The following is a 25,242-nucleotide window of genomic DNA, read 5'->3' as shown; positions in this document are numbered from 1 at the left end:
CTTAAATTCCAAGACTTATGCCGAATCTAATTTTTCGTGGTGGGCCGTAATAAGTTGGAATTGAAAATCGGTCATTATAAGCATCAAGATAGGACTTATACATTTCATATTGAGTTAGATAGCCATCGTGATTAAAATCTCGGGCTGGGTGGTAATATGGGTCACCAATACGCCAGCCAAAAGAAAATTCGCCAACGGAAAATCTTCGGCCGCGGTCCGAAGGACTTCCGGTTGCGGTAAACACCTGTTGAACAATTTCGGCATTTAATAGGTTATAGATATCACAGAAAAGACTCATATTTAAATTTCCAATCTTTATAGATTTGTTGAGCCGGGAATCAATGGTAAATGAGCCGGGCATACGCGCGGAATTTTCGTCAGCAATTCTTGTACCACGAATATCGGTTGGTGTATAAGGTAAGCCTGAATTATAGCGACTTAATATTGAGCCTTCAAAATCTCGCAGTGGGATGAACACAAAATCTGATGGGAAATTTAAAGAGAAGTCTAAGCTTGCTGAGTGTCGCATATCATGGTCTAAGGGGTAATCAATTTGAACTGCATAACCACGCATATATTCGGCATAAGCAGTGGAAGCTGTGCCTTTGGCAATTTGATAAGTATAAGATGCTGATGCCCGCCAATAATCACTTAATTGTTTGGTAAAAGTTGCTTCAGTACCCAAAACCCTCGCATATTCAACATTATAATACATCCGGTAAGATGGAATTGATTGAACCTGTCTTGTGCCGGACAAATCGAATACATCTTTATAAAAAGTTGTCAAGTCAAAAGCAAAAATATCTGACAATTGAGCATCAAATCCCATCTCATAGGCAATCGTTTTTTCTGCGGACAAATCAGTATTGCCGGCAATTAAATTTGGTCGACGAGTAATGTCTAAAGCAGTAAATTCAGATGATGAATAAACATCGCCAAATGTTGGGTTCTTAAAGAAATGACCATAAGAAAATCGGAATTTGATACGTTCAGTTATTGGATAAGAGATACCAAGACGGGGAGATAATCGTAATTTTTTCTTCACCGGTATCATTGAGTCACGAATTCGTTCCGAACCACCAATACTTTCAGGAAATACCCGATGTTTCGCTTTGGTATCAAGATAATCAAATCGCACACCGCCTCTAATCACCAAATCTTCAAAATCCGCTCGGTCCTGAATATATGCCGCAAAAGTTAATGGTTTGGCATCATAACTTTCCCAGAAAGGGTTCGGGTCATAAGGCATTGAATTGGTAAACTCTTGTAATCGATATTGGGTTAAATCAAAACCAGTTTTTAATTCATGAATCTTATTGGGCGTATAAGAAATATCACCTTTGATATATTTTGTCTGGGTAGAGCGGTAATGGAAATAAGAGTATCCTTCACCAACAAATAGCCCATAAACACCATAAGGGTTATTCATTGTATAATCTTCAGCATAATAGCCTAACGGTTTATATCCAGCAAGATATAAAGTTGTATCTCTACCATTGATTTTCGTCTGATATTTTACCGTATCACTTACAGTACCTGGCTTATAACCTTGATATAAGTTGAGCAGAGCCTCTTTTATTGAAAGTCCGCGCGGATTTTTAAAAACCCAGTCTTCGCCTAAAAATAGATAACGGTCCCAAATTCCTGATTTGCGTAAAGCGCCCCAAAATCCTTTAGTATCTTCGGCTTCAAGTTCAAAATCTCGTGGTGCTCGGAGTAGAGCAGTATTAAATGCACCGGTTTTTAAGGTCCAGACGACTTTGGGTGATAACATATGATTCAAATGGAAATTCGCTTTATAAGAACGCACTCGGTTAGCGTGCAATCCTTGCTGCCAATACTTCCAGGCATGACTATATGCTTGCCATTGATAGACTGAATGATGAGCATCAACCGTCAATTTTAATCCTTCGCGGGTTAAAGGAAAAGACTTGGGCAAATTATAAGTTAATTTACCTTCAATCGCATATTCGCCTCTTGGTGCCGGAAGTTTGTATTGAGCATCTCGAGAATCATCAGTCTTAAGATATTGAGTTGAGATAAAATAACGCATCCGGTTATACATTGGAATTGGTCCGCCCAGGGTCCATTGTAACTGATTATAGCCAAAATTCAAATCATCGTTAGGAAACATCTCATCTGTGGTATATTTAATTTTAGAACTCGTTTTAGTACCACCTTCTTTAGTTACCGCTTGAACAATACCAGACATTGCTTCACCATATTCCGGGTCAAAACTACCGGTAATAACTATTACTTCTTGAATTGCTTCTGTAGTTGGTTTAGGACTTGACCAAAGCACACCATAAATCGCATCTCGTGCGGCAACACCATCAATCAAATAAGAGACATCATCATATCTACCGCCACGAATATGAGTCCAACCGCGAGTCTCATCTTGCCTAACACCTGCCTGAAGACCTACCAATTGAGTCAGGGCATTTACCGGCAGGCGATTAAACTCTTCAGCTGAAGCAGTTCGTGTAGTAGCAACAGCCGTCCTAATGACCATTTCTCTTTCGGCTTGAACAATAACTGGTTTATCAATTGCAATTACAGTTGGTTTTAACTTAAAATCTACTGTCGTGGTTTGGTCAATAATAACCATAACATCTTTTACGGTCATCGGCTCATAACCGATATATGATGCGGTCACATTATGTTTTCGCGGTGGTACGTTAGTGATAAGGTATCTTCCATCAGCATCAGTTGCAGCACCAAGTTCAGTGCCTTCAACAATCACATTAACCCCGGCTAAGGCTTCACCGGTCTGAGCATCGGTAACTCTTCCGATTATCCGACCTGTTTCACCCGCAAATAAACCGCTAACCGCTAACAGTAACCCGCAAATCGCAAAAAAGCGAAGAGCGGAATGCCCAAAACGGGCAAGCGGCAAGCGGAATGTATTTTTAATATTTGTTTGATATTTAATTTTCATCATCGCCTCCTGTTAAGGTTTGATTTTTATGGGCAATGACCACATAAACGAGTTATAACCGCTACGAGTAAAAAGCCGTTCCCATGGCACAATTTCAATAATCACTGAATTCCATCCTAAAGTGAAAGGAAGGGACAATTGTGTCGCATATGGAATTCGCATATCATACCTTTTACCCTTGTGGTGTAAGAATATCAAGCCAATTCTTGGAGAATAACCTAAGTAATTTGTTGCAGTTGCTTCATAAGGAAATAACCTTACGGTAAAACTATTTGAATCCGAAATTGGGAAATTCATTACACTATCCAGTTCATAAAGTCGTTGAATCCCATATTTGAGTGTATCTGGCCTTAGAAATATTGGGTAAGTCTTAGTTCTAGTTCGTAGCGTGCATAGTCCTAAATAAGGTTCGTAATCTTGCTCTGTTGGTGAGAAAATTCGTGCTCCGCCAGTTATCTTTTTCAATTCCCAATTCCCGCTCTTTTTATCAAAATGCAAATGTCTTACTGAAACTGCCTTAAATTCGTTCTCTATAACTGAGTCGCCATAAGAGAATGTCGTCGCATAAACCGGATAGATATTATTAGCAATATTGGTATCGCGAAGATATTGAGTAAAAGAATCAGTATAGATGATAATTTTACCGGTCATTTTTTCCATAAGGCGGACCATTACAGTTGTGTCTTTAACTGCGATGAAACTATCGACCATCTGATAATTAGATACATTATGTCTAAATGCTCTGGGCCAGTAATGAGGAATCATCCAAAAACTTCTTAGATCTCGTCTCATAATTTTTCGCAAAGTGTCGCGGTCACCTTCCAAATAATATGTAATATTTATCACGGTATCTTCAAAAGTAGTTTTAAATGTATCGCGCCAAGCATTAACAATAGTCTGGATTGCGGTCGAATCTTCTTTAGTCCAGGTCCAGTAAGGTTCAGGTGGCATTCGTCCGCATCCTATTATAAATAATCCGACGCACAAGATAAGAAACAACAATATAGGAGATTTGTATTGTATCATTTATCCTCCTACCCGGTCATTTTGACCGTGGGTTAGTTCGGTGCAATAAAAAGATAATTGATAACCCTTGCGGGTGTTAGTGCTGTATTTACCGCTGCTAATACTAAAACTCATTAATTACACATATCTTAATGAAAAATTTAATAATTGTCAATGTTTTTTCTTTCGTATTAAGGCATAAAAAGGAGAAAACTATTATTTTATTAAATAAATTGCTAAAAATTACTCTTGAAAATATTCAACTGATTTTATTTTATGTTCCTACTCAAAAATATCAAATTAAAAAGTAAATAAAAGTAGTTATTTTATTTAACACAATCCACCCCAAGTTCATTTTCCAAAACTTTTGACATTTTTCCTATTTCCATTATAATTATTTGTTAGAATCGTTTATTAATTTATAATGTCTAATTAATTAAACAGATGCAAGAACTATTTGTGTTTTTTATTGTTAGGAGTAATTATGCCTATATTAAATGATGCAATATTAAATCAAGTAAAAAAAGAATTTGAATATCTTACTGGTAAAGTAAAACTGATTGTCTTTACTCAAGAATTGGAATGTCAGTATTGCGAGGAAAATCGAAGATTAATGGAACAGATTGCAAATCTTTCAGAGAAAATTTCTTTGGAAATTTATAACTTTACTTTAGACAAAAATATCGCAGACAAATATAAAGTTGATAAAATTCCTGCCACGATTGTTCAGAGTGACCGCGATGATTATGGAATTTATTTTTACGGTATTCCTTTTGGTTATGAATTCACTTCGCTCATTGAGGCAATAAAAATTGTCTCCCATCGAGAGTCTGGTTTATCGGCTGAATCAAAAAAGATATTGAGAAATGTCAATAAACCGATAAAAATCCAGGTATTTGTTACCCTAACATGTCCTTACTGTGCGCCAATGGTGCAACTTGCTCATAAAGTGGCCATGGAAAGCTCTTATATTACTGCGGAAATGATTGAAGCCAGCGAGTTTCCGCATCTGGCTCATAAATATAATGTCTATGCAGTACCGAAAACCGTGCTTAATGACACTGTCCAATTTGAGGGTTTGGTTCCTGAACCAGTATTTGTTGAAAAAATAAAACATGTGTTGGAGGCGGAATGAGCGGAAAAACTAATAAAAAAGATATTCTCAAAGACATCATAAAAAGGTTGCATTGTGGCGAAAACCCAATAAAAATCAAACAAGAATTCCAGAATATTCTTCAAGATACATCTCCAGAAGAAGTTGCCCAGATTGAAGAAGAACTGATTAAAGAAGGACTACCCCCAAAAGAAATTCAAAAGTTGTGTGATATCCATATTGCTTTATTTAAGGAATCTTTAGAAAAAGAGCAAATCACATCACCAGCAGGACACCCAATTCATATTCTAATGGAAGAACATAAGATATTATTACAGAATGCCGAAAGCTTAAAAAGTATTGCTGAAAGAATCAAAAGTGATAAAGAGTTAGAACATTTACAACATATTATAAAACATCTGAAGGACTCAGAAAGCCATTATCTCCGAGAAGAGAATGTCTTATTTCCTTATTTAGAAAAACATGGCATTACCCAACCACCAGCAATTATGTGGCAAGAGCACGATAAGATTCGTGGAATAAAGAAAAACATTTATCACATCACTGATAATCGATTAAATCTTGATTTCAAAGACTTCTGCCAACAGTTAAAAGAAAATGCGTTGTCTTTAGTTGAAATGCTCTCTAACCATTTTTACAAAGAAAATAACATTCTGTTTCCCACGGGACTTAAAGTCATTACTGAAAATGAATGGAAAGAGATAAGAAAAGAATTTGACGAGTTAGGTTATTGTTGCTTCACCCCGGAATCTGCAAAAACGCCAATCGGCGAAGATAAAAAAGTTAGTGCTGAATTAAAGGATAAAGATATAATAACATTTGAAACCGGAAGTTTTTCAAAAGATGAATTGGAAACACTATTAAACACATTACCGATTGATATCACCTTTGTTGATGCTGAAGATACCGTGAGATATTTTAGTCAAACCAAAGAACGGATTTTTCCCAGAACCAAAGCAGTAATTGGACGAAAAGTTCAAAATTGTCATCCCCAAAAGAGCGTTCATATTGTTAATCAGATCTTAGAAAATTTTCGCAATGGCAAACGAGATACAGCAGAATTCTGGATTAACCTTAACAATCGGTTAATCTATATCCGCTATTTTGCAATTCGTAAAGAAGGCAAATATTTAGGCTGTTTAGAGGTTAGTCAGGATATAACAGACATTAAAAAAATTGAAGGTGAAAGAAGACTTTTAGAATGGAGTTAAAGATTGTTGATTACTTGGAATATTATATACAACATAACATAAAATATTAGGAAAATGAATTTAAATACTTTCCATAAAATTAGTTACGGCTTATACATAATCAGTTCTCAAAAGAACGGAAAATTTAATGGCCAGATTGCTAATGTTGCCAGCCAGTTAACTTCAGAACCACCAATTATCGGAATTTGTATTAATAAACTGAATCTGACTCATGAGTACATTCAAGATAGTAAAACTTTTACGATTTCAATTTTAGAACAAGATACGCCGATGACTTTAATTGGAAAATTCGGTTTTAAGTCCGGTCGTGATATTGATAAATTTCAAGATACTAAATATAAAATTGGTAAGACCCAAGCACCGATAGTGCTTGATAATACGATTGGTTATCTCGAAGCAGAAGTTATAAATAGTTTGGATATTGGAACCCATACTTTGTTTATTGGGAAAATTGTTGATGCGGAAATACTCAAAGATGCTGAACCGATGACCTATGCATATTATCATCAAATAAAAAGAGGCAAATCACCTAAAACCGCACCAACTTATATTAAAGAAACTAACCAACAAACCGAAAAAGAGGTGAAAACAATGGATAAATATATTTGTACTGTCTGTGGTTATATTTATGACCCAGAAAAAGGCGACCCAGAATCTGGGATAAAACCCGGCACTCCTTTTTCCGCCTTGCCGGATGATTGGGTTTGTCCACTCTGTGGCGCCACCAAAGACCAATTTGAAAAGGAAGCATAATGCCGATTAGAATAATTAAACCAGATATTTATGCCATCGGAACGATTGATTGGGACCGAAGATTATTTGATGAGTTGATTCCTTTACCGGATGGCACAAGTTATAATGCTTATTTTATAAAAGGTAAAGATAAGACTTGTTTAATTGATTCTTCTGACCCCAGACAAGAGCAAGAGTTTATCAATAATTTAAGAGCACTCAATATTAAACACATCGACTATATAATCTCCCATCATGCGGAACAAGACCATTCAGGTGCGATCCCCAGAGTTTTAGAACTTTATCCTTCAGCCCAAGTTGTTACGAGTCCAAAAGGTAAAACAATGCTGATGGATTTACTTTTAATCCCCGAACATCGGATTATGACCATTGATGACCGACAAATAATTTCACTCGGTAATAAAACTATTGAATTTATCTACGCACCTTGGGTTCACTGGCCTGAGACAATTCTTTCTTATTTAAGAGAAGATAAAATTCTCTTTCCGTGCGATTTATTCGGTTCCCATCTGGCCACAAGCGATTTATATGCAACTGATACTGCAAAAGTCTATGCTTCAGCAAAAAGATATTATGCTGAAATAATGATGCCATTTCGTTCGCATATTGCCAAACATTTAGAGAAGATAGAAAACTTAAAAATTGAAATGATTGCACCAAGCCACGGTCCTGTTTATCATAATCCCGAGTTTATCTTGAATGCTTATAAAGAATGGGTGTCGGATAAGGTTAAAAATGAAGTAGTAATTCCTTTTGTCTCGATGCATGGTTCAACTCGAAAAATGATCGACTATTTCGTAAATGCATTAATTGAACGAAATATTACTGTAAAACCATTTAATCTTATTGAAACGGATATTGGCGAATTAGCAATGGCATTAGTTGACACAGCAACCGTTGTTATTGGTTCGCCAACAGTCTTAACTGGTCCGCATCCTGAAGTGCTATATGCGGTCTATCTAACTAATCTTTTAAGACCAAAATTAAAATTTATCTCAGTGATTGGTTCTTACGGTTGGGGTGGAAAAATGCTTGAAATAATTACGAGCCTGACGAATAACTTAAAAATAGAACTAATTGAGCCAATCCTGATTAAAGGTTACCCCAAAACCGATGATTTCAAAGCATTAGAGAGATTAGCAGACGACATTTTAAGACGACATCAGAATACCCCAGAGGTCATTTTATAAACATTGGCATAAGCATATCCCAAAATATTTTCAAACACATAAAACCATATGAGGAAATTTTCTTGTGATTGAATCATTATGCAAAATAATTCCCGAGTAAAATGTTTGATAAATCCGTATAATGTTTAGCAAAAATACAAAATGTTTTCAATGTTAAAATTCGATATGCCTCAATCTGCAGTTATAGGATAGAAATTCTGCGAAATTTAATTTTATTCTTGGAAGTGTAGTGAGAACCCTGACAAAGTCAATTCTTACTATTGAATAAATTGAAGATGCTAAATATTTTCTTATTTTATCTGCGGTTTCTTCCATATGTGGTGTTACCGCAAATGGTTTAAGTAACTCTTTTCAGAACTTTGCGTATAAAATTCTTGACATTCTTTATTTATATTATATAATTTAATAAAATAATAAGTTAGTGATATTTTTTGAATAGCAATAAATTTTATGAGTGATATTGATTATTTTGAAGAATTATTAGAAGAATGTATTAGACGCAATGCGTCGGACCTTCACTTAACTGTCGGCCGGCCACCGACTCTTCGTATCGATGGTATCCTTCATCCCATGGAAAGAAAAGAAGTATTAACACCGGAGATTACAGAACGATTCAAAGACATTACCATAAAAAATGCTCCTCAATTAAAAGATATCATCACTGAAGATGGAGGTGCTGATTTTGCCTTAAATTACAAGGACCTTGCTCGTTTCCGAGTTGCAATTTATCGCCAAAAAGGATATTATGGCTTAGCCCTTCGGCTCATTCCCAACAAGATTTTGCCCTTTGAGGAGATTGGATTTTTACCTCATCAAATTCCCCGAATAAAAGCATTGCTTGACCGACCTCATGGTTTAATTTTAGTTACTGGACCAACTGGTTCTGGTAAAACCACAACCCAGGCAACTTTTGTCGATTATATTTTAGAAAGTCCCCGGCATGTCTTGACAATTGAGGACCCGATTGAATTTATCCATCAGCATAAAAAAGGACTTGTTACCCAAAGAGAGGTTGGTGTTGATGTTCCTTCTTTTCGCGAAGCCATTATGAAAGGGTTACGGTCTAATCCGAATGTAATTTTAGTTGCCGAAATCAGAGATGTAGCCACTGCTGAAGCCACAATTTGGGCAGCGGAATCTGGCCATTTGGTTATTGGAACCCTTCATACAACCAATGCTGCCGAAACTGTTACTCGATTTATTGATGTCTTTCCGCCGGAGATTCGGGACCAGATTCGAATCCAATTTTCAATTTCGATTTTAGCCATATTTGCCCAACGGTTATTGCCACGTGCTACCGGAAGAGGTCGCATCGGAACTTTTGAAATTATGGTTGCAACTCCAGCAGTAAGAAACCTCATCCGCGAACGCAAAATCGAACACCTTCAATCTGCAATTCATTCCAGCATTTCCGAAGGTAGTTGTACTTTTGATATGGCGCTGGCTGAACATTATCGAGCCGGCAAAATTACTTTTGACACCGCATTAGCCAATGCCTTTGACCCACGGGCATTACGAGAAATGGTTGAATTTGGTATTAAAAGCCGAAAAGCCTAATTCCGCTCTGTTTTTTTCCAATTTATAGTCAAAAATTTAGTTATATTTGATAATTTTTATTATTTTAACTTTTACAATTTATATTGAACTTTTTCTCTTAATAATGAGCAAATTTAATCTCATCTAAGACAGATTTTTATTTAACAAATAGAAGATTGATTCCAAATATATTTTGATTAAAACAGCATCACTTTTAGGTAAATCAAAAATTATAGAGTATCAAAAATTTTTCAACTTCATTTAATAAAAGAAAATGATTTATGTCATATTATCGCATATTATCAAATATAAAGATATATTTATTCTATTTCCATTTTGAATTTTAATTTTTACTATCACATTATCGCTCAGATAAACTAAATAAAATAATTCTGCGAAAATCAATTTTGTTACTGGAAGTATCGAAAATATTGAATGTTTCTTATAATTTTTCTGTACCAACAATGGCTTCAATGGATTTTTTCTGAAGGCTCCAAATAAATTTTATTGACACTAAGGTTCTGAGATGATTCCTATCTGTTACAACTTCAGATTTCCTCTCAAATCATTCCCCAAATAACCTATTAAACAAGAAACGATATAAATGCATAAACTTATAAGAATAAAGACTGTAAGGTATTTAGATAAGCAACTGACAATAACCGGTATGCGACCTTCTATGCGGTTTATGAGCCAAATCAGTATTAGCAAAATACTAACAATCGGTCTGGGCTGGGTTAGCCCTACCCTAGCCCCCTGCCTAATGTTTTAATCATCACAATATTAATTATTGCTATCTTCTTATATCTTGTTACAAAAACTTTCATAAAAGTTCTTTTGAAATTCTGAGACTGTATCATCTTGTGATTCGAGTAGCACTTTTTCCGAGATGTCACTGAATTCTCCATTGACAACCATTATTGTTTTAATTATTCTAAAGTAATATAGATAACCAAATGATATTTAAGATACAAATAATCTCTTATAATTAAATGGATTATTAAATTTAATTACTCATAGCTTATGCCTCTGATTATTCTATTTCCTATTGGCAACAGCATTTTTCCAATATATTTTGTTTCACTTATCATCGGTTATTTAATTGGCAGCATTCCTTTTGGGTTTCTTATTAGTCGATTGAAAAAAATTGATATTCGAAGATACGGCAGTAAAAATATTGGTTTTACTAATGTCTACCGTGCATTAGGTCCTTTATATGCGGTGCCGGTTTTAATTTTGGATGTTGCCAAAGGCTTTTTGCCAACTTATTTTGCTAATAATTTCGAATTGATACCTGCAATTGTTGCCCTGGGCACAGTCTTAGGACATATTTTCACCCCTTTTTTGCGTTTCAAAGGTGGTAAAGGTGTTGCAACCACCATTGGCGCACTTCTTGCCTTAAAACCTTTAGTCTTATTTGTCGGCATTATCATATTTGTTGTTATCTTTTTTAGTTTCTCATATGTTTCATTGGCATCGGTCTCTTTTGCCCTTTCTTTGCCCATTACGACATTAATCTTATATTCAGATAACACAAAACTTTTCTTTAGCCTTATCTCTATCTCTTTATTAATTATTATCAGCCATCGGACTAATTTTAGACGATTGCTCAGTAAAACCGAGCCGAAATTTTCTCTACGCAAGAAGATACCGCAATGAACATATCCTTTATTGGTGCTGGTCGCTGGGCAACAACTTTGGCTTTAATCTTAAATCGTAAAAACCACCAAATTACTATGTGGGAAGCATCTGCTGAACGTTATGAAAAAATTATCCGTCAAAGAACGCTGCCAGATTTACCTGATACTATTACCATACCTTCAAATATTACGATAACCAATAATTTAGAAGAAGTGTTGGCCTCAGTCGAAATTATTGTTTTAGCCGTTCCATCTCAAGCCTTACGAAATGTGCTGACAAAATTTTTTGCTACTCGCATTGATAACCGAGTTATTTGGGTAAGTGCAATTAAAGGAATTGAAAACCAGACTTATAAGCGAATGTCCGAAATTATTAAAGAGTTCTTTCCCGATGCTAAAATTGCGGTTCTTGCTGGTCCAGGGATTCCTTATGAAATTGCTTTAGGATTACCGGCTTCATTAGTAGTCGCTTCATCCCATCAGGATATTGCCCTCCGAATTCAGCAACTGTTTTCTTATGAAAACTTACGCTGTTATACTCAATCAGATGTAGTTGGCACTGAGTTAGGTGGTTCAATCAAAAATGTCATTGCGATTGCTGCAGGAATTTGTGACGGTCTTCAATTAGGCGAAAATGCTAAAGCGGCACTTTTGACACGGGGTTTGGCAGAAATGACTCGCTTAGGTATTGCAATGAATGCTAACCCAATGACATTTGCCGGACTTGCCGGTATAGGTGACTTAATCGTTACTTCCTATTCACCATATTCTCGCAACCGCTATATTGGTGAAAAACTTGGCCAAGGTATACCGATTTCTTCGCTCATCAATTCTTTAACCGGTGTTGCTGAAGGTATTGCAACCGCAACTTCGGCAAAAAATCTCAGTACAAAAATGCATTTAGACCTTCCGGTGATTAATGAAGTATTTACAATTCTTTCTCAGCCAATCAAAGATAGGACTATTGAGACAATTATAAAAGAAAGTATTGGTCGATTAATGAGCCGACCCTTAAAATCAGAATCTGAATAACCGAAAATAACAAAACAAATGTTGATGAAGCAAAGATATCATAAAAAGTATTAGTTATAGCTTTTATACTTTTAACACAAGGAGTTTTTATGAATTTGGAGAAAAAGTATTACACTTTCAAGCAAGTGTCAAATCGCACCAAGGTCTCAATTCCAACCCTAAAATTTTGGGTGAAACAATTTAGAATCCAATTACCCAAAAATTCTGCCGGCCGTCGTATCTTTTCCGAAGAGGACATTGAAAAAATTTTACTAATAAAACATTTCCGCAATCAAGAAAAACTTACACTCTCTGGCATTAAACGCAAATTAGCCACAAGTTCTGAAGCCCAGCCTAAAAGAAAAATTCAAGAAACGCTCTTATGGATTCAAAAAGAATTATTGCTTATCAAAAATATCTTAGAACAGCCTTAAATATAACAATTTCCTGATTAAACCTAAAGTTTGCAATACAGTAAGAATCGGTCGCAACAAGTTTCTGGAACGAATTCTTTTTCCATAGAAACTTTGCCTTACAATGTTTGATGTCTATTAAAAAATAAAACATATCCATAAAACGGTAGTGTATAATATTTTGTGTAAATTTAGACTTGATATGTTAAAAATTTATCAATTGACAGGGATAATCAATTGCATTAAAATATTAAAACTAAAAATGCTTAATAGCCATTAAAAAGATAGGAGTCGAAATGTATTCAATTATTATTTTAGTAATCATTATCTTAATAATCATTTCTTCAATGATAAAAATCTTGCGCGAATATGAACGCGGTGTTATCTTTCGATTAGGTCGACTCATTGGAGTTAAAGGTCCTGGGTTAATTATTCTCATTCCTTTTATTGACCGAATGGTAAAAATCAGTTTACGGGTCATAACCTTAGATGTTCCACCTCAAGATGTTGTCACTCGGGACAATGTTTCCGTAAGTGTGAATGCAGTTGCTTATTTTCGGGTATTTAATCCGGCTAAAGCAGTGGTAGAAGTTGAAGACTATAGATATGCTACATCCCAAATTGCTCAAACAACCCTTCGTAGTGTTTTAGGTGAATATGAATTAGATGACTTATTAAGCAAACGGGAAATGATTAATCATCGCTTACAAAAAATCATTGATGAGCAAACTGACCCTTGGGGAATAAAAGTTTCTATGGTGGAAGTAAAGCATGTTGATATTCCAGAAACAATGCGTCGTGCTATTGCCCGTCAAGCCGAAGCCGAACGCGAGCGCCGGGCAAAAATTATTCATGCCGATGGTGAATTTCAGGCCGCAGAAAAATTACGCGATGCAGCTAATGTTTTAGCCCAAACCCCAGTCTCAGTACAACTTAGATTCCTTCAGACTTTAACTGAAATCGCTACCGAGAAAAACTCAACAATTATCTTTCCCATTCCAATTGACTTATTGACCCCTTTTATTAAGAAAGACAAAGAAACTTAAATTGAATCATATCTTACGAAAAGATTTATTCTCTATTAAGAACTAAAACCGCTATGTGTAATATTTGTGTTCTCGCCTCCTATTTCTCTTATTTCCATTTGAATGTCACTTAAAGAATTGTCAAAATACCGATTGCTGTAATATCCACAGATGCCGATAATGTTTGAGTCCGTACAGATAATAACGAACTCAGAAGTGATGTTACTCAATGTGTTCGTGACTACGGTTTCTAATAGCAATGCCTGATTAATAACTATAATAACACCTTATTTGACTGAATAGTAAAAAATCAAATTAAATATGCTGGTAGTCGACAGGGTATATTTATCAAAATACTTTATTAAGTTGAATCACAGTTTTGCCGGAGATCTAAACACTCGATGAAAAATAGTCTATTTATCTTAGTGCTGATAGTCTTAGCATTAGTTTTTATTATCATAGGGTTCTCATTAAATGTAAAAGATTATGCTATCAATATATTGGCTGAGATGGCTGGTTTGTTTATCGGCGTGATTGTTGCGGTCTTATTAGTTGACCGGTTAACTGAAAACCAACGAAAAAGACGCTGGGCGCGAGTCCGAGAATTGACACATCGCACAATTTCTCATCATCTCAGTAATATAATCCTCGAACTATTTAATCATTTGCCATTATCGCGTTGTCCAGAAATATTGGCAATCTTAGAAAATCGTGACCAGCCGAATCTGAAAGTAATTGACGCCTTAAATAATATAACTGAACAAATTAAAAATCTATTACAAGATAATAAAATATTGATGCAGCCAGTGATTGATTATTACAATACAATCAAATGGGATGTGAATCAGATCCGACTTGATTTAATTCCAAGAGTAATGCAGAGTTCAGATGACCAAGACTTGATTAATGCCTTAGTCGAATTTGATGATAAGATACAAGATATCCAAACCGCAATGATTACGCATAAACATCATATTGATTCAAACATTTTGGCTCGTATTGTTCCTTTATTAGAAACAATTCAAGATATTTATAAATATTTATAAATGAAAAATCTTATTATTGATAATGTATTAAATCTTAATTTTTAGCCTGATGTAAGACAAATGAAAAAAATTCGCATTCTTGGTTTAGTCGGCAGTCCTCGTAAAAGAAGAAATACAGACCAATTGGTACAAAAGGTATTAGATGGCGCAAAATCCGCTGGAGCTAGCACAACCAAAATTTACTTAAATGATTTAATTATTAAGCCCTGCCAAGCCTGTGATAAGCATCCTTTTCCTCAATACTGCTTCTATAAAGACGGCATGACAAAATTATATAAACTGTTTGAGACAGTTGACGGAATCGTTTTGGGGACGCCGGCGTATTATGAGACGATTTCAAGTCAAACTAAATTGATGATTGACCGATGTAATTGCTTATCAAAAATAAAAAAATCTGGTTCTGGTAAATTACAATTTATTCGGCGCATCCAACACCGCAAAAAAGGTATTTTTATTTGGGTGGCTGATTGTTCTCAGGATATAAAACCTGCTTTAGCATCAATTAAGTTTTGGTGTCAGGATATAAATTTAGAAATCATAAAAATAATTAAAATGACCCATTCGGACCGACCGGATAGTAATAAAGAGAAATTATTAAAAGTATCCTATGATACCGGGAAATTATTAACTCAGTCTATTGAAGACTGAGAAGGAGGGGCTATGCCAACTTATATTTTATTAACAAAATTATCACCAGAATTAACTAAAAAAGTCAAAGACCGATTTGAAATCGGCCGAACCTGGCTTAAACAAATTAAAGAGAAATGTCCCAAAGTAAAATTTGTTGCTCATTATGCCTTATTAGGACCTTATGATTTTTTAGATATTTATGAAGCCCCCAATGAAGAAGATGCCGCAAAAGTTGCGATGATTAGTTTGGCTTCAGGTGCTGTCCAATCTGAATCCTGGACTGCAATTCCTTATAAACGATTTCTGGAATTAACAAAAGAAATCTAATTTATTTATAATCTTTGGATTCTGAATAGGTTCAGATACCACGATATTATCTGTTGACTAAAAAAAACCGCAATTACTGAACCAAGGGCAAGAAAGGCGCCAAACGGAATATATTCTCTGCGTGATTTAACCTTTATGATGATAAGCAAGGTCCAAATAATAACGCCCAGACAGACTCCTAAAAATAATGCTAAAAGACCTGTCTCAATTCCTAAAAAAGCACCAATCATTCCTGCCAATTTTATATCGCCCCACCCCATCATCTCTTGTTTCTTAACCCAAATACCTGCTTGACGAAACATCCACAGAATACCAGCACCTAATATTGCGCTAATAAATACATTAAATAAATTCGAAATATTAAAAAGTATACCGATAACTATCCCTGGTAAAGAAATTACATTAGGAATAATTTGATGCGATAAATCGGTAAAGGTTACAACAATTAACAAACAAGTAAGTACAATGAACTTCAACATCGAAAACGATATCCCAAATTTTAGCAAGAGCAGAACAAATAATATTCCAGTGAGAAATTCAACCAAGGGATACTGCCAAGAAATCGGTTTTTGACAATGTCGACATTTTCCTTTTAATATTATGTAACTTAAAATTGGAATATTATCATAAGGTCTTATTGGTGTCTGACAGTAAGGGCAAAATGAACGGGGTTTAATTATTGATTTATGTCTCGGTATTCGGTAAATGCAGACATTAAGAAAACTACCAATTATAGTTCCAAAGATAAAAAAAATTATTGTCAATTTTAAGGTATGTTTTGTGTTTGATTATAGTTTACTTGCTTGTCGAACTTTTTATCTAATCCTAATCTTTTGAGCGATATTTTTAAGTTTTAACAATTTGCGGTATAATAAAAATTATCAGTTCGCTCTTTTGTTTTGTAATTTGGGTTCGGCTGAATAATAATTTACCTAAAATGGGAATATCGCCTAAAATTGGTACTTTACTTCGCACTTTTGACTCTTCATCTTTAATTAATCCACCTAACACAACAACTTCACCATCTTTAACCATAACTTGGGTTTTGGCTTCGCGTCGGGTGATAATCGGTCGCCGGTCTTCTGGTGTTCCTTCATAACCAATTATCGCTTCAACTTTTGGTTCAATTGTCATATTAATCATACCGTCGCTTGTCGCATGTGGTGTGACTTTTAGACCTATCGGAATAAATCGTTCAGACCAAACATAAAATCGTTCTCGGGTTTCTGGGTCAACTCGTAAAGAACGAACTGGCACCGAAATACCCATATTTATTTCTGCGGTTTGATTATCAAGCGTAATAGTTCGGGGATTAGCAATTAATCTCGATTTACCTTCGCTCTGCATAATTTCTAATGCCAATGAAAGTTGACTTAAGGAAAGTTTTCCTATTACTAATTCATAAAATCTTACTGGCATTGCCATTTCGCCGGGTCTTGGAACTTCAGGGGTGACCGCAGTTCGTAGTGACCAATCAATACCATACATATTATCGGTGCTCATTGTTGTTTCAATAAACTTTGCTTCTATGGCAATTTGCGTTGATGGTTGGTCTAACTGAGCGATTACTGCCGCAGCCTTTTCCAGATATTCCGGATAATCGGTAACAAGAATTGCTGCGGTTCTTTTCGAACCGCCACCGTCTGCGACTCGGCGAAAGATGAGTTCTGATGTTCCTCGGTCAGACAAGACAAGTTTTAGAACATCCTTAATATCTGTTGCTTCAGCATAATCCAATTCAAAAATTCTCGAATCAAATTCGCCCGGCACTGGTCGGCCCTTGGGTTTCACCAACATAATACCTGATTCATACATCACATAATTACAGCCCGCAGCTTTGACCAAAGCATCAATCGCACTCATTACTGGTACGCTATCTAAACGGACTGTTATTGAAGATTTCACATCTGGCGATACCACGATATTGATATTAAATTGAGTGCCAATCATCCGCAACAAGTCAACAATATCAGCGTCTTTTACATACATTGAGACCTTTTTCTCGGTATCGACAATTGGTTGTTCAACAATCCGTTGCTTTTTTACATCGACATCAACCACAACCATATTTTTTTCTCGTAGCAGATTATACTCGGCTTTATTATCCAATTCAATCGTTATCCGGGTAATTGTCGAAGTCCCTTGCCATTGGGTAACACTAATCTTTCGAACTGGAAAAATATTTACTGCTTGGTCCTGAATATCAGAAGTAGGTTTAGTATTAAATAAATCTATAACAATCCGCTCTGGTTCGTCTAAGGTAAAATGCGAAACCGAAGGTGTTGCATTACACACGAGTGTGACTCGAACTTTATCTAAAAGTAATTCATAATTTATTGATTTTAAAGTTAATTCTTGTTGCGCTTCAGTAGTTTGCCCGAAGCATAATTTTCCGATAAATAACAAAAATATGCTAAATAACACGATAAATATTTTTTTATTCATTTGAGCTCCTTTTAGTAATATTGCAAATTTTATTATCTTTATCTATGGTATTCAAATTGATATATATCATTGCGGAACTAAAATCTTTATTCGCCTAAAATCAAGGTAAAGGTCCTGCCACTTTGTTCTAAAATCACTCGGTCTTTTTCAATCGCAACAATTTTTTTACCTGCGATCATTTCACCGGCTTCTAAGATTTGGTCATTGATTAGGGCATAGGCTTTATTTCCGCTTTGCGTTATTGCCCTTAATCGCAAGTCAGTAATTTCAGTGCTTAACATCCAACCGCGTGCGAATGGGTCGGTTCCCCATTTACCTTTTTCCGCCTCTGTTTCCACAACAATGGATTCAGGTTTGACTGAAAGGGGAGGAATCATTTTTTTAACTGCTTCTGCGGTAGTTTTGGTTTTTTCTTTAACTGACGCGACCTTTTCTTTGGTTTGGGCTTTTGCTTTTACTGTGGCTCGAGCTACAGTCGGATTAGGTTTTCGGAAGATAAATGTATACAGTGCGATTAAAATTACAACACCTAAAATAATTAATAATATTCTCTGTCTCAAGGGACTCCTTTCTTATTAAGAATTTATGAAAATGAAATTGTGTTTCATCTTTATGTTCTACCGTCTACGTTTTTGCGTCAGCACCGAGGGTAATATTGATTCGCCCATTCGGACTTCTCGTCTTCGACCGAATTCTTCAATGACAATTCGGTCATCGCCGATTTCCACAATTTTGCGACCGGAAATTTCTTCGCCGATTGTCATCCGTCTTGTATCGATTAGTGCATATTTCTCTGAGTCGATCTTCATTATTGCCCGTAAGACATAAATTTGTTTTGCTCTTTTAGAACGAATTCGTCTTTTTCTTCGGCTCAGGCGACGCATTCTTTCCAGTTCTCGTTGTCTTCGTCTTAATTCTCTTAGCCGAGCTCTTTCTGCTCTTTGGGCGCGTCTTTTTTCCTCGCGCAGTTCTTCTTTGGTTTTCGTCTTAATTTGTCCGGCGGTTTTCCCGCGCCGAGACCGAACTGCTAAAGTATCAGATGAAGATTTTTTCTTTGTGCCACCTGTGGGCTTAGGCCGCGAAAATAATCTAGTGAAAGCAAAGATTACTAACACACCTAAAACAATAAAAAGAATTATGCGTCTCATAAATTTATTCTTCTCATAAATTTATTCTAACACCATTACTATGTAAATTATTTGGCTCATAACTTGCTTGCAGTAATTAAACTTGAGGCATACAGATTTACTAAAATTTTGGCTTCGACCATTGGACGAATTTCATCTTTACCAATAATTTCAAACTCCGGAGTTCGAAGATAATAGGGAAACTCTCGGAGTTTTTCCAAAAACCGACCAATTTCAATGTAGCGTCCTTGGACCGTAATAACAAAAGGAACAGGCGACACCGGTGTTTCTGGACGCTCGGTATAATTCAAGGTATCTAAGCCCGGAGGATGAATTTCGACAAATACTAATTGGTAAGGTTCGGCCAATTTAATCAATTGGCGCACGATTGTCAGCAATTCTGTGCGCGGGGCAACCTTCGCCATAAATTCTGCGCGGGCATCTTCTAAACTTACGACCTGTTTGCGTAATCGGTCAATATCCTTTACCATTGCCTCATATTCTTTCAATTGCTTTTTTAGTTCAGTAATTTGTTCTTCAATTTTTGCGCGTCGCGCAAAATGAGGTCGATACAAGAATATTACAAAAAATATTATAATCACAACCAAGATCACGCTACCGATGAGTAAAACTCGTCGTTGCAAAAATTCCATTACGCCTCCTCAGCTATCTCAGATTTAGTATTGCTCATATAATTATTGGGGTTGACAATTTATTTCAAAATCTAAAACTGTTTCGCCCTGAAGTAAAGTTCGTGTTTTGCTTACTAATTTAACATTCTTAAAATAGGGTGACGCTTCTAATTGCATCATAAACTGAGTCAAATCTAAATCTAAAAGGAATGGTTGTCCTGAAACTGTGCCGGTGAAATTTATTCCCTTTTGTGTAGTCAGGGATAAAGTTTTCAATTGAATATTTTCCGGAACTAAATAACTCAATTGGCGCAAAACTGGCACTGCTTTGCTTTCACCGCCGACAATACCTTGTAATGACTTATGTTTTGCTTCTAATTCGGCAACATCGGCTTTTAATTCCAAATATTCGGTATTAACCATTTCGAAGGCTTTTAATTTTCTTTTATAGTATTCAACATTTCTCTTTTTCGTTGTCGTTTGGAAAGCAAAAATGATATTAAGGACAATAAGAAGCGGAATAATTAATAAAAATAAGCCTGTGACAATTTTAGCGTCACGGCGTTGAATCCGGCGGGATTTAATTTCTGATGGCAACAGTTCTATTGCGGGATATTCAAAAACTAATCCTAATACCGCAACTAATTTTACACCTAACCCTTCGGTAAAAGGACGATTGCGTAAGTATAAATTGTGACTTCGAAAGGGGTCAAATACTTCAGTGGGAAGCCCAAGATTAGATTCAAGATACTTGTCAAGATTTTTCAGTAAGGCGCCGCCACCACAAATTAGTAAGCGGTCGATTTTAGCTACAGCAAATTCCCGTCGATAGTAATCGATACTCCGAAGTAGTTCTGCCCGAAATCTTTCTAAAACCGGTTGTTGTAGTGTCAATAAATGTTTGACACCGATACCTGAAGGCAATTTTTCGGTAGAATTTTCCGAAGGAATACCATATTGCTTCTTAATCTCTTCGGCTTCACTAATACCTAATGACAATTCACCATCTTCCGTCATAATTGCGACGGTCATTGCTTCAGTGATTGCATTACCGGCAATTGTCAGGGACCGGGCAAAATCTAATTTTTGATTACGAATGAAAATAATATTACTAAACTGGGCACCGATATCTATTACCATAACGGTCTCATTGGGACGCAATCTACCGAATCTTCGAACTGCACTTGCTAAAGCAAATGGCACTACTGATATCGCAGTTGGCTCTAAACCGGCTTTTCGGAAGGTTGCAATATGTTCTGAGATAACATCGCGCCGAACTGAAACTACCATCACATTATCTTTGACCACACCGGCTTCTTTAATATCAGAAAGAACTCTAAAATCTAAAATTGATTCTTCAATGGTAAAAGGCGAATATTTTTCTAATCTCAATAGTATCGCCTCTTTTAACTCTTTGGGAGACATTCGGGGAAAAGTTGCTTGACGAATACTTACGGCTGGACCAGAAACAAAACTATATACTTGAGAAGGTGTGGTTTCTTTGGTTAATTCTTTCAAAATAGAGGGAATGTCAAATATCTCAGCAATATCTCTAACGCCATAATCAAAAATGCGGCCTCTTATTGATTTAACATATTTTACTGCTGAAGAGCCGATATCGATAGATAAAATTTCGTTACTACCTGAACCTAATAAATTCTTAACATCCAATTTTTGCCTCCAATCTTATTAAATTATCGCTACAGATAATTGACATAATTTACTTTTTATCTTTTTACTTTCATCAGTCGGATAAAGTTTCTTTTGGCGTCTCAAAAACATAGTAGTTTTAAGACATTCCCTTTTGTCCTTAGCAATATTTATCATCTTAGGATTAATCAATTTTCGAACATTTATCATAAACGCTATATTGTATAAATTTATTTGATAATTTCAATAGTAAAATTATTTTTTTACAGGTGAGTTCTTCTGTATCATTAAGGAAATATACCTTTATTTTGAACATATCAATTCTAAATTTACACAAAATATTATACACTTCCGTTATATCCTATATTGACATTCAATCTGGATAAATTCAATTATTGAGTTAGCACTACATTCCATAGTAATTTTTATATATTTATGGTGTGAATTCAACAATTGAGCCGTCGCTAAATTTAATTGCGATTTTGATACCGGACATCACCACTGTTGGTGCATAAATATTTATTTGATGATTCTTAAAATTCATTAAATCAAAGCGCGCGACGCTATTAGTATTGATTGTCGGTGCCGGATTTAATGCAACCACATCATTTTTACCGGCTCGTCTTGGCGGGACACTTGCTGCATAATTCCAGACTTCACTTCCTTGAAAATTAACACTTTCATAAAATGCTGTGGTATCTAAAAGGATAACGACTAAAGAATCGAGCGTAACAGCCTCACCACTATTAAAAACACTAAATCCAATACAATTTAATGAATCACCCCACGCACTAGCACTACCTTCAACATATTTCAAGTTATCTCGAAATCCTGAGGCAAATCGAAAATCGGCAACAATCTTGGAACGCGGTGGAACTGATACCATTCTAATAATACTATCTTGAGTACCAAATTCTTTTTTTACAACCATCAAATGATAACCAATCGGAACAGAAGAAAACTCATAAAATCCATCTCGTCGGGGTCGAGTTGTCTCAGTGACTAAAATACCATCTCTTGGCACTATAAGGCGAATAAGTATTTTGTTGGCTAATTCGACAGGCGGTCCGCCGGTAATATCTGTAATCACACCACTTATAGAATTGTTAAACAAATCATTAGTATCATCAATAATTTTTGCGGTTAGCGTTTGTCGACCACCTGTGCTTCTAATCAAAAGGTTTGCTTTGTCATATTCATAAGGTTGTCCCCAAGCATCGGTTAACCAGCCTTTTTGGTCTTCACTAAAACGACCAGACACATAAGGCCCTTTCCAATTGTCGCCTTCAGGTAAAAATAATGCTGATAAACTATCGGGCAATTTTCCCATATCACCGACATAACCAAAATTGATTCTCACGCCATCAGATAATAAATCGGGATTGCCGATAATGCCTTTAACTAATTCCAACATTTCTTTTCTTGTTGCCTCAAACCGGGATTGATTGGTTGTAGCATCAATGGTCCGAAACGCGACTGCACCTAATAGGGCAATTATCAAAATCACCACCAGCAATTCCATTAGTGTAACACCTTTATCGGAGTTCAATATCTGATAAATACCTTTTAATTGTTTATTGTAGCGTGAGTTCATATTCTAAAATCCCACGGTCAATCGAAAATTTACTTCGTTAATTATTCCTGGATAAATACAACCATATTTTTCTACATAATCCGTAGTATCGGCCAAACTGGGCGTAGTATCATATAAACAAAACATTAGATGATTACCTTGAGGAATATCAGTTAAAGTATAATTGCCTTGTGCATTAGGATGTCGTATTTGGGTTGCCATTGAAGTTCCATTATTAATCGGATAGGTAATTCCTACTAAAAGAAAAAGGGTATCGATACCTGCCCCTGGAGGATTATTTAATAAATCCGTAACTCTGCCTTGCACAATATTTCTTATAAGGCTGATTGAGTCTCGGGCGAACCTTCTTGTGATCCAAGTCTGGGGTGTTAGAATAGTGCCACCGCCGTAACTACGGATGAAAAGACTTTCCCGGTTATATATATAATAATCTCCCCAGGCATCTTTCAAGTAATCATCTAAATTTTCATTAAACTTTACTTTCACATATGGTCCTCGCCAAGTAATTGCGCCACTCGGTGCTCGGACCAAATCGGCTAAACTATCTGGCAAACTTCCCATATCGCCGACATAACCAAAGTCAGTCCGTTTTCCTTCAGTGTAAAAATTAGGATTTCCCACAATTGCCATTGATAATTCTTCAAGTTCTTTAACAGTTTGGTTAAATCTTGTTTGTTGAATTGTTACATCCCAGGTTCTTACTGCACCGGCAATCAAAAGTCCCATAATCATAATCACAAATAACAACTCAATAAGGAGAATGCCGCGATTATTATTTTCTATCTTCTTCTTATAAAGATTATGAAACTTTGAAGCACCAAATTCTTGGAAAAATCTTCTGGGCAATAAGTTTCTGAGATATTTTAGTGGGTTAAACATAAATTTATATTTTTTACAATCCCCTTATTATAATAAGTCGCTTTGGCATCATGAGCATAAATCAAAATAAGACTTTAATATCATCGCCGACTGTTCCAGGCGCATCCCATTCGCCATCAATTCCCGGACTTTTTAACCCAATCGTGTCGCCGTTAGTATCTACGAAAAATTGATAATACTCACCCCAGGCATCCTTCATAAAGCCTTGTTGACCGTCATCTCGTAGATAGGGTCCTTTCCAACCATGTTTTGTCCAAGGGTCCCAAATCGGCAAAGATTCCTTATTAGGATAATTGAATAAAGTGGTGTCAGGTCGACGCGTTGCCAGTTCAATTAAATGGCGGGGCAATCTTCCCATATCGCCTTTAAATCCCACATCAGTAAGTTCACCACCACTAACCAAATCCGGATTTCCCACAATGGCTTTTCTTATCTGTTCCATTTCCTGACGGGTAGTATTTACCCGAGCGTTATTACTAATCCGGGAAGTCATTGTCGGTATAAAAAAGGAAAGAAAGACACCAATAATAAATATCACAACTAAAAGTTCGATAATAGTAATCCCTTTATCATCACTTTGTCGCTTAGTTTTAATAACCTTATTCAAGTTTTTCATATTATTCCTTTTATTCCTTAATGACGAGAACTCATTACCGCTCATTATATCCTACTTTGGTATTTGATTTTGGCTGTTTAACATAACTATACCTTTATGAAAATCAAATTATTGATGCCAAACTTTATTCTTATAATTAAATTATACATATAAAAATGGCTATGTCAAGAATAAAATGCGATAGTTCTTAAAAAATGACACTGAACGCATAAAAATCATCCAACGGGTCATTTTTATTTAAGCAGGTCGGATATGCTGAGATATCATTTGATTCAAAATCTTAAATTGTAAATATTTTTTGGCGGTTAGGATTCTTCGCTATGCTCAGAATGACATAGGAGAAGAAGGCTCAGAATGACAGGTTAAAATATACAAAAAGTCACTTTGTTTGTCATGTTGAGCGGTAGCGAAACATCTCAACTGCCAGTCTTTCTCGGCATTCTGTGTGGAGTATGTAAAA

General features: G+C 35.8%; 24 protein-coding genes and 1 pseudogene. 13 read left to right on the top strand and 12 right to left on the bottom strand.

Annotation, left to right across the window (positions count from 1 at the left end; all coding sequences use genetic code 11):
* Position 1 precedes the first annotated feature (1 nt).
* Both N2201_02865 and N2201_02860 read right to left on the bottom strand, forming a co-directional pair.
* Complete coding sequence (locus tag N2201_02865; protein MCX7785155.1) at positions 2 to 2,941, bottom strand: TonB-dependent receptor; 2,940 nt, start codon at positions 2,939 to 2,941, stop codon at positions 2 to 4.
* Between the two features lie 9 nt (positions 2,942 to 2,950).
* Positions 2,951 to 3,889, bottom strand: coding sequence for a hypothetical protein (locus tag N2201_02860; protein MCX7785154.1), 939 nt, complete (start codon positions 3,887 to 3,889; stop codon positions 2,951 to 2,953).
* A 538-nt stretch (positions 3,890 to 4,427) separates the two neighbouring features.
* Here N2201_02860 and N2201_02855 point away from each other — a divergent pair.
* From N2201_02855 to N2201_02795, 13 genes and pseudogenes are all read left to right on the top strand, one after another.
* Positions 4,428 to 5,078, top strand: coding sequence for a thioredoxin family protein (locus N2201_02855; GenBank protein ID MCX7785153.1), 651 nt, complete (start codon positions 4,428 to 4,430; stop codon positions 5,076 to 5,078).
* A complete protein-coding gene (locus N2201_02850) occupies positions 5,075 to 6,268 on the top strand; it encodes a DUF438 domain-containing protein (protein MCX7785152.1) in 1,194 nt (397 codons plus the stop codon). The genes N2201_02855 and N2201_02850 overlap by 4 nt, the downstream gene beginning before the upstream one ends.
* 54 nt (positions 6,269 to 6,322) lie before the next feature.
* Positions 6,323 to 6,754: pseudogene (locus N2201_02845) on the top strand (flavin reductase family protein).
* Between the two features lie 105 nt (positions 6,755 to 6,859).
* The gene (locus N2201_02840; protein MCX7785151.1) at positions 6,860 to 7,021 is read left to right on the top strand and encodes a rubredoxin; all 162 of its coding nucleotides are present in this window, start codon (positions 6,860 to 6,862) and stop codon (positions 7,019 to 7,021) included.
* Positions 7,021 to 8,211, top strand: coding sequence for an FprA family A-type flavoprotein (locus N2201_02835; protein ID MCX7785150.1), 1,191 nt, complete (start codon positions 7,021 to 7,023; stop codon positions 8,209 to 8,211). The genes N2201_02840 and N2201_02835 overlap by 1 nt, the downstream gene beginning before the upstream one ends.
* 450 nt (positions 8,212 to 8,661) lie before the next feature.
* Positions 8,662 to 9,768 carry a PilT/PilU family type 4a pilus ATPase gene (locus N2201_02830; protein MCX7785149.1) on the top strand — a complete coding sequence of 369 codons (1,107 nt, stop codon included), beginning with the start codon at positions 8,662 to 8,664 and terminating at the stop codon, positions 9,766 to 9,768.
* 1,002 nt (positions 9,769 to 10,770) lie between these two features.
* Positions 10,771 to 11,406, top strand: a complete 636-nt coding sequence (plsY, locus tag N2201_02825; GenBank protein ID MCX7785148.1) for a glycerol-3-phosphate 1-O-acyltransferase PlsY — start codon at positions 10,771 to 10,773, stop codon at positions 11,404 to 11,406.
* The gene (locus tag N2201_02820) at positions 11,403 to 12,419 is read left to right on the top strand and encodes an NAD(P)-dependent glycerol-3-phosphate dehydrogenase (GenBank protein ID MCX7785147.1); all 1,017 of its coding nucleotides are present in this window, start codon (positions 11,403 to 11,405) and stop codon (positions 12,417 to 12,419) included. The genes plsY and N2201_02820 overlap by 4 nt, the downstream gene beginning before the upstream one ends.
* 89 nt (positions 12,420 to 12,508) lie before the next feature.
* The gene (locus N2201_02815) at positions 12,509 to 12,832 is read left to right on the top strand and encodes a helix-turn-helix domain-containing protein (protein MCX7785146.1); all 324 of its coding nucleotides are present in this window, start codon (positions 12,509 to 12,511) and stop codon (positions 12,830 to 12,832) included.
* A gap of 275 nt (positions 12,833 to 13,107) precedes the next feature.
* A complete protein-coding gene (locus tag N2201_02810) occupies positions 13,108 to 13,857 on the top strand; it encodes a slipin family protein (protein MCX7785145.1) in 750 nt (249 codons plus the stop codon).
* A gap of 380 nt (positions 13,858 to 14,237) precedes the next feature.
* Entirely contained in the window at positions 14,238 to 14,882 is a 645-nt protein-coding gene (locus N2201_02805) for a hypothetical protein (protein MCX7785144.1), read from the top strand.
* Between the two features lie 60 nt (positions 14,883 to 14,942).
* Entirely contained in the window at positions 14,943 to 15,530 is a 588-nt protein-coding gene (locus tag N2201_02800; GenBank protein MCX7785143.1) for a flavodoxin family protein, read from the top strand.
* 12 nt (positions 15,531 to 15,542) lie between these two features.
* On the top strand, positions 15,543 to 15,839 hold the full coding sequence (locus N2201_02795) for a GYD domain-containing protein (protein ID MCX7785142.1): 297 nt from the start codon (positions 15,543 to 15,545) through the stop codon (positions 15,837 to 15,839).
* Positions 15,840 to 15,844: 5 nt separating this feature from the next.
* Here the strand turns inward: N2201_02795 and N2201_02790 are convergent, their stop codons facing one another.
* The 10 genes from N2201_02790 to N2201_02745 all read right to left on the bottom strand — a co-directional run bounded on the left by N2201_02790 (position 15,845) and on the right by N2201_02745 (position 24,782).
* Complete coding sequence (locus N2201_02790) at positions 15,845 to 16,318, bottom strand: A24 family peptidase (protein ID MCX7785141.1); 474 nt, start codon at positions 16,316 to 16,318, stop codon at positions 15,845 to 15,847.
* 367 nt (positions 16,319 to 16,685) lie between these two features.
* Entirely contained in the window at positions 16,686 to 18,284 is a 1,599-nt protein-coding gene (locus tag N2201_02785; GenBank protein MCX7785140.1) for an AMIN domain-containing protein, read from the bottom strand.
* Between the two features lie 86 nt (positions 18,285 to 18,370).
* Positions 18,371 to 18,844, bottom strand: a complete 474-nt coding sequence (locus N2201_02780; GenBank protein ID MCX7785139.1) for a hypothetical protein — start codon at positions 18,842 to 18,844, stop codon at positions 18,371 to 18,373.
* A 57-nt stretch (positions 18,845 to 18,901) separates the two neighbouring features.
* Positions 18,902 to 19,432 (bottom strand): hypothetical protein, encoded by a 531-nt coding sequence (locus tag N2201_02775; GenBank protein MCX7785138.1) that lies wholly within the window; start codon positions 19,430 to 19,432, stop codon positions 18,902 to 18,904.
* Between the two features lie 56 nt (positions 19,433 to 19,488).
* Positions 19,489 to 20,064 carry a type 4a pilus biogenesis protein PilO gene (gene pilO / locus N2201_02770; GenBank protein ID MCX7785137.1) on the bottom strand — a complete coding sequence of 192 codons (576 nt, stop codon included), beginning with the start codon at positions 20,062 to 20,064 and terminating at the stop codon, positions 19,489 to 19,491.
* 42 nt (positions 20,065 to 20,106) lie between these two features.
* Entirely contained in the window at positions 20,107 to 21,714 is a 1,608-nt protein-coding gene (gene pilM / locus N2201_02765) for a type IV pilus assembly protein PilM (GenBank protein MCX7785136.1), read from the bottom strand.
* 18 nt (positions 21,715 to 21,732) lie between these two features.
* Positions 21,733 to 21,903 (bottom strand): hypothetical protein, encoded by a 171-nt coding sequence (locus N2201_02760; GenBank protein MCX7785135.1) that lies wholly within the window; start codon positions 21,901 to 21,903, stop codon positions 21,733 to 21,735.
* Positions 21,904 to 22,126: 223 nt separating this feature from the next.
* Positions 22,127 to 23,287, bottom strand: coding sequence for a prepilin-type N-terminal cleavage/methylation domain-containing protein (locus N2201_02755; protein MCX7785134.1), 1,161 nt, complete (start codon positions 23,285 to 23,287; stop codon positions 22,127 to 22,129).
* Between the two features lie 3 nt (positions 23,288 to 23,290).
* A complete protein-coding gene (locus N2201_02750; GenBank protein ID MCX7785133.1) occupies positions 23,291 to 24,166 on the bottom strand; it encodes a hypothetical protein in 876 nt (291 codons plus the stop codon).
* A 61-nt stretch (positions 24,167 to 24,227) separates the two neighbouring features.
* On the bottom strand, positions 24,228 to 24,782 hold the full coding sequence (locus N2201_02745; protein MCX7785132.1) for a prepilin-type N-terminal cleavage/methylation domain-containing protein: 555 nt from the start codon (positions 24,780 to 24,782) through the stop codon (positions 24,228 to 24,230).
* Positions 24,783 to 25,242: the final 460 nt, after the last annotated feature.

The organism is candidate division WOR-3 bacterium (assembly GCA_026418155.1).
Classification (GTDB): Bacteria; Hydrothermota; Tepidihabitantia; order Tepidihabitantales; family CAIPLT01; genus JAOABV01.
The sequence above is the reverse complement of the archived record's forward strand: the minus strand, read 5'-3'. Positions and strand labels throughout refer to the sequence as shown.

Excerpts from the sequence above, each read along its gene's own strand:
- pilO (MCX7785137.1), bottom strand. The coding sequence starts at position 20,064 with ATGGAATTTTTGCAACGACGAGTTTTACTCATCGGTAGCGTGATCTTG.
- N2201_02745 (MCX7785132.1), bottom strand. The coding sequence starts at position 24,782 with ATGAAAAACTTGAATAAGGTTATTAAAACTAAGCGACAAAGTGATGAT.
- N2201_02860 (MCX7785154.1), bottom strand. The coding sequence starts at position 3,889 with ATGCCACCTGAACCTTACTGGACCTGGACTAAAGAAGATTCGACCGCA.
- N2201_02865 (MCX7785155.1), bottom strand. The coding sequence starts at position 2,941 with ATGATGAAAATTAAATATCAAACAAATATTAAAAATACATTCCGCTTG.
- N2201_02855 (MCX7785153.1), top strand. The coding sequence starts at position 4,428 with ATGCCTATATTAAATGATGCAATATTAAATCAAGTAAAAAAAGAATTT.
- N2201_02835 (MCX7785150.1), top strand. The coding sequence starts at position 7,021 with ATGCCGATTAGAATAATTAAACCAGATATTTATGCCATCGGAACGATT.
- N2201_02850 (MCX7785152.1), top strand. The coding sequence starts at position 5,075 with ATGAGCGGAAAAACTAATAAAAAAGATATTCTCAAAGACATCATAAAA.
- N2201_02810 (MCX7785145.1), top strand. The coding sequence starts at position 13,108 with ATGTATTCAATTATTATTTTAGTAATCATTATCTTAATAATCATTTCT.
- N2201_02800 (MCX7785143.1), top strand. The coding sequence starts at position 14,943 with ATGAAAAAAATTCGCATTCTTGGTTTAGTCGGCAGTCCTCGTAAAAGA.
- N2201_02840 (MCX7785151.1), top strand. The coding sequence starts at position 6,860 with ATGGATAAATATATTTGTACTGTCTGTGGTTATATTTATGACCCAGAA.
- N2201_02790 (MCX7785141.1), bottom strand. The coding sequence starts at position 16,318 with ATGTTGAAGTTCATTGTACTTACTTGTTTGTTAATTGTTGTAACCTTT.
- N2201_02820 (MCX7785147.1), top strand. The coding sequence starts at position 11,403 with ATGAACATATCCTTTATTGGTGCTGGTCGCTGGGCAACAACTTTGGCT.
- N2201_02795 (MCX7785142.1), top strand. The coding sequence starts at position 15,543 with ATGCCAACTTATATTTTATTAACAAAATTATCACCAGAATTAACTAAA.
- N2201_02750 (MCX7785133.1), bottom strand. The coding sequence starts at position 24,166 with ATGTTTAACCCACTAAAATATCTCAGAAACTTATTGCCCAGAAGATTT.
- N2201_02785 (MCX7785140.1), bottom strand. The coding sequence starts at position 18,284 with ATGAATAAAAAAATATTTATCGTGTTATTTAGCATATTTTTGTTATTT.
- plsY (MCX7785148.1), top strand. The coding sequence starts at position 10,771 with ATGCCTCTGATTATTCTATTTCCTATTGGCAACAGCATTTTTCCAATA.
- N2201_02815 (MCX7785146.1), top strand. The coding sequence starts at position 12,509 with ATGAATTTGGAGAAAAAGTATTACACTTTCAAGCAAGTGTCAAATCGC.
- N2201_02755 (MCX7785134.1), bottom strand. The coding sequence starts at position 23,287 with ATGAACTCACGCTACAATAAACAATTAAAAGGTATTTATCAGATATTG.
- N2201_02830 (MCX7785149.1), top strand. The coding sequence starts at position 8,662 with ATGAGTGATATTGATTATTTTGAAGAATTATTAGAAGAATGTATTAGA.
- N2201_02760 (MCX7785135.1), bottom strand. The coding sequence starts at position 21,903 with ATGATAAATGTTCGAAAATTGATTAATCCTAAGATGATAAATATTGCT.
- N2201_02805 (MCX7785144.1), top strand. The coding sequence starts at position 14,238 with ATGAAAAATAGTCTATTTATCTTAGTGCTGATAGTCTTAGCATTAGTT.
- N2201_02775 (MCX7785138.1), bottom strand. The coding sequence starts at position 19,432 with ATGAGACGCATAATTCTTTTTATTGTTTTAGGTGTGTTAGTAATCTTT.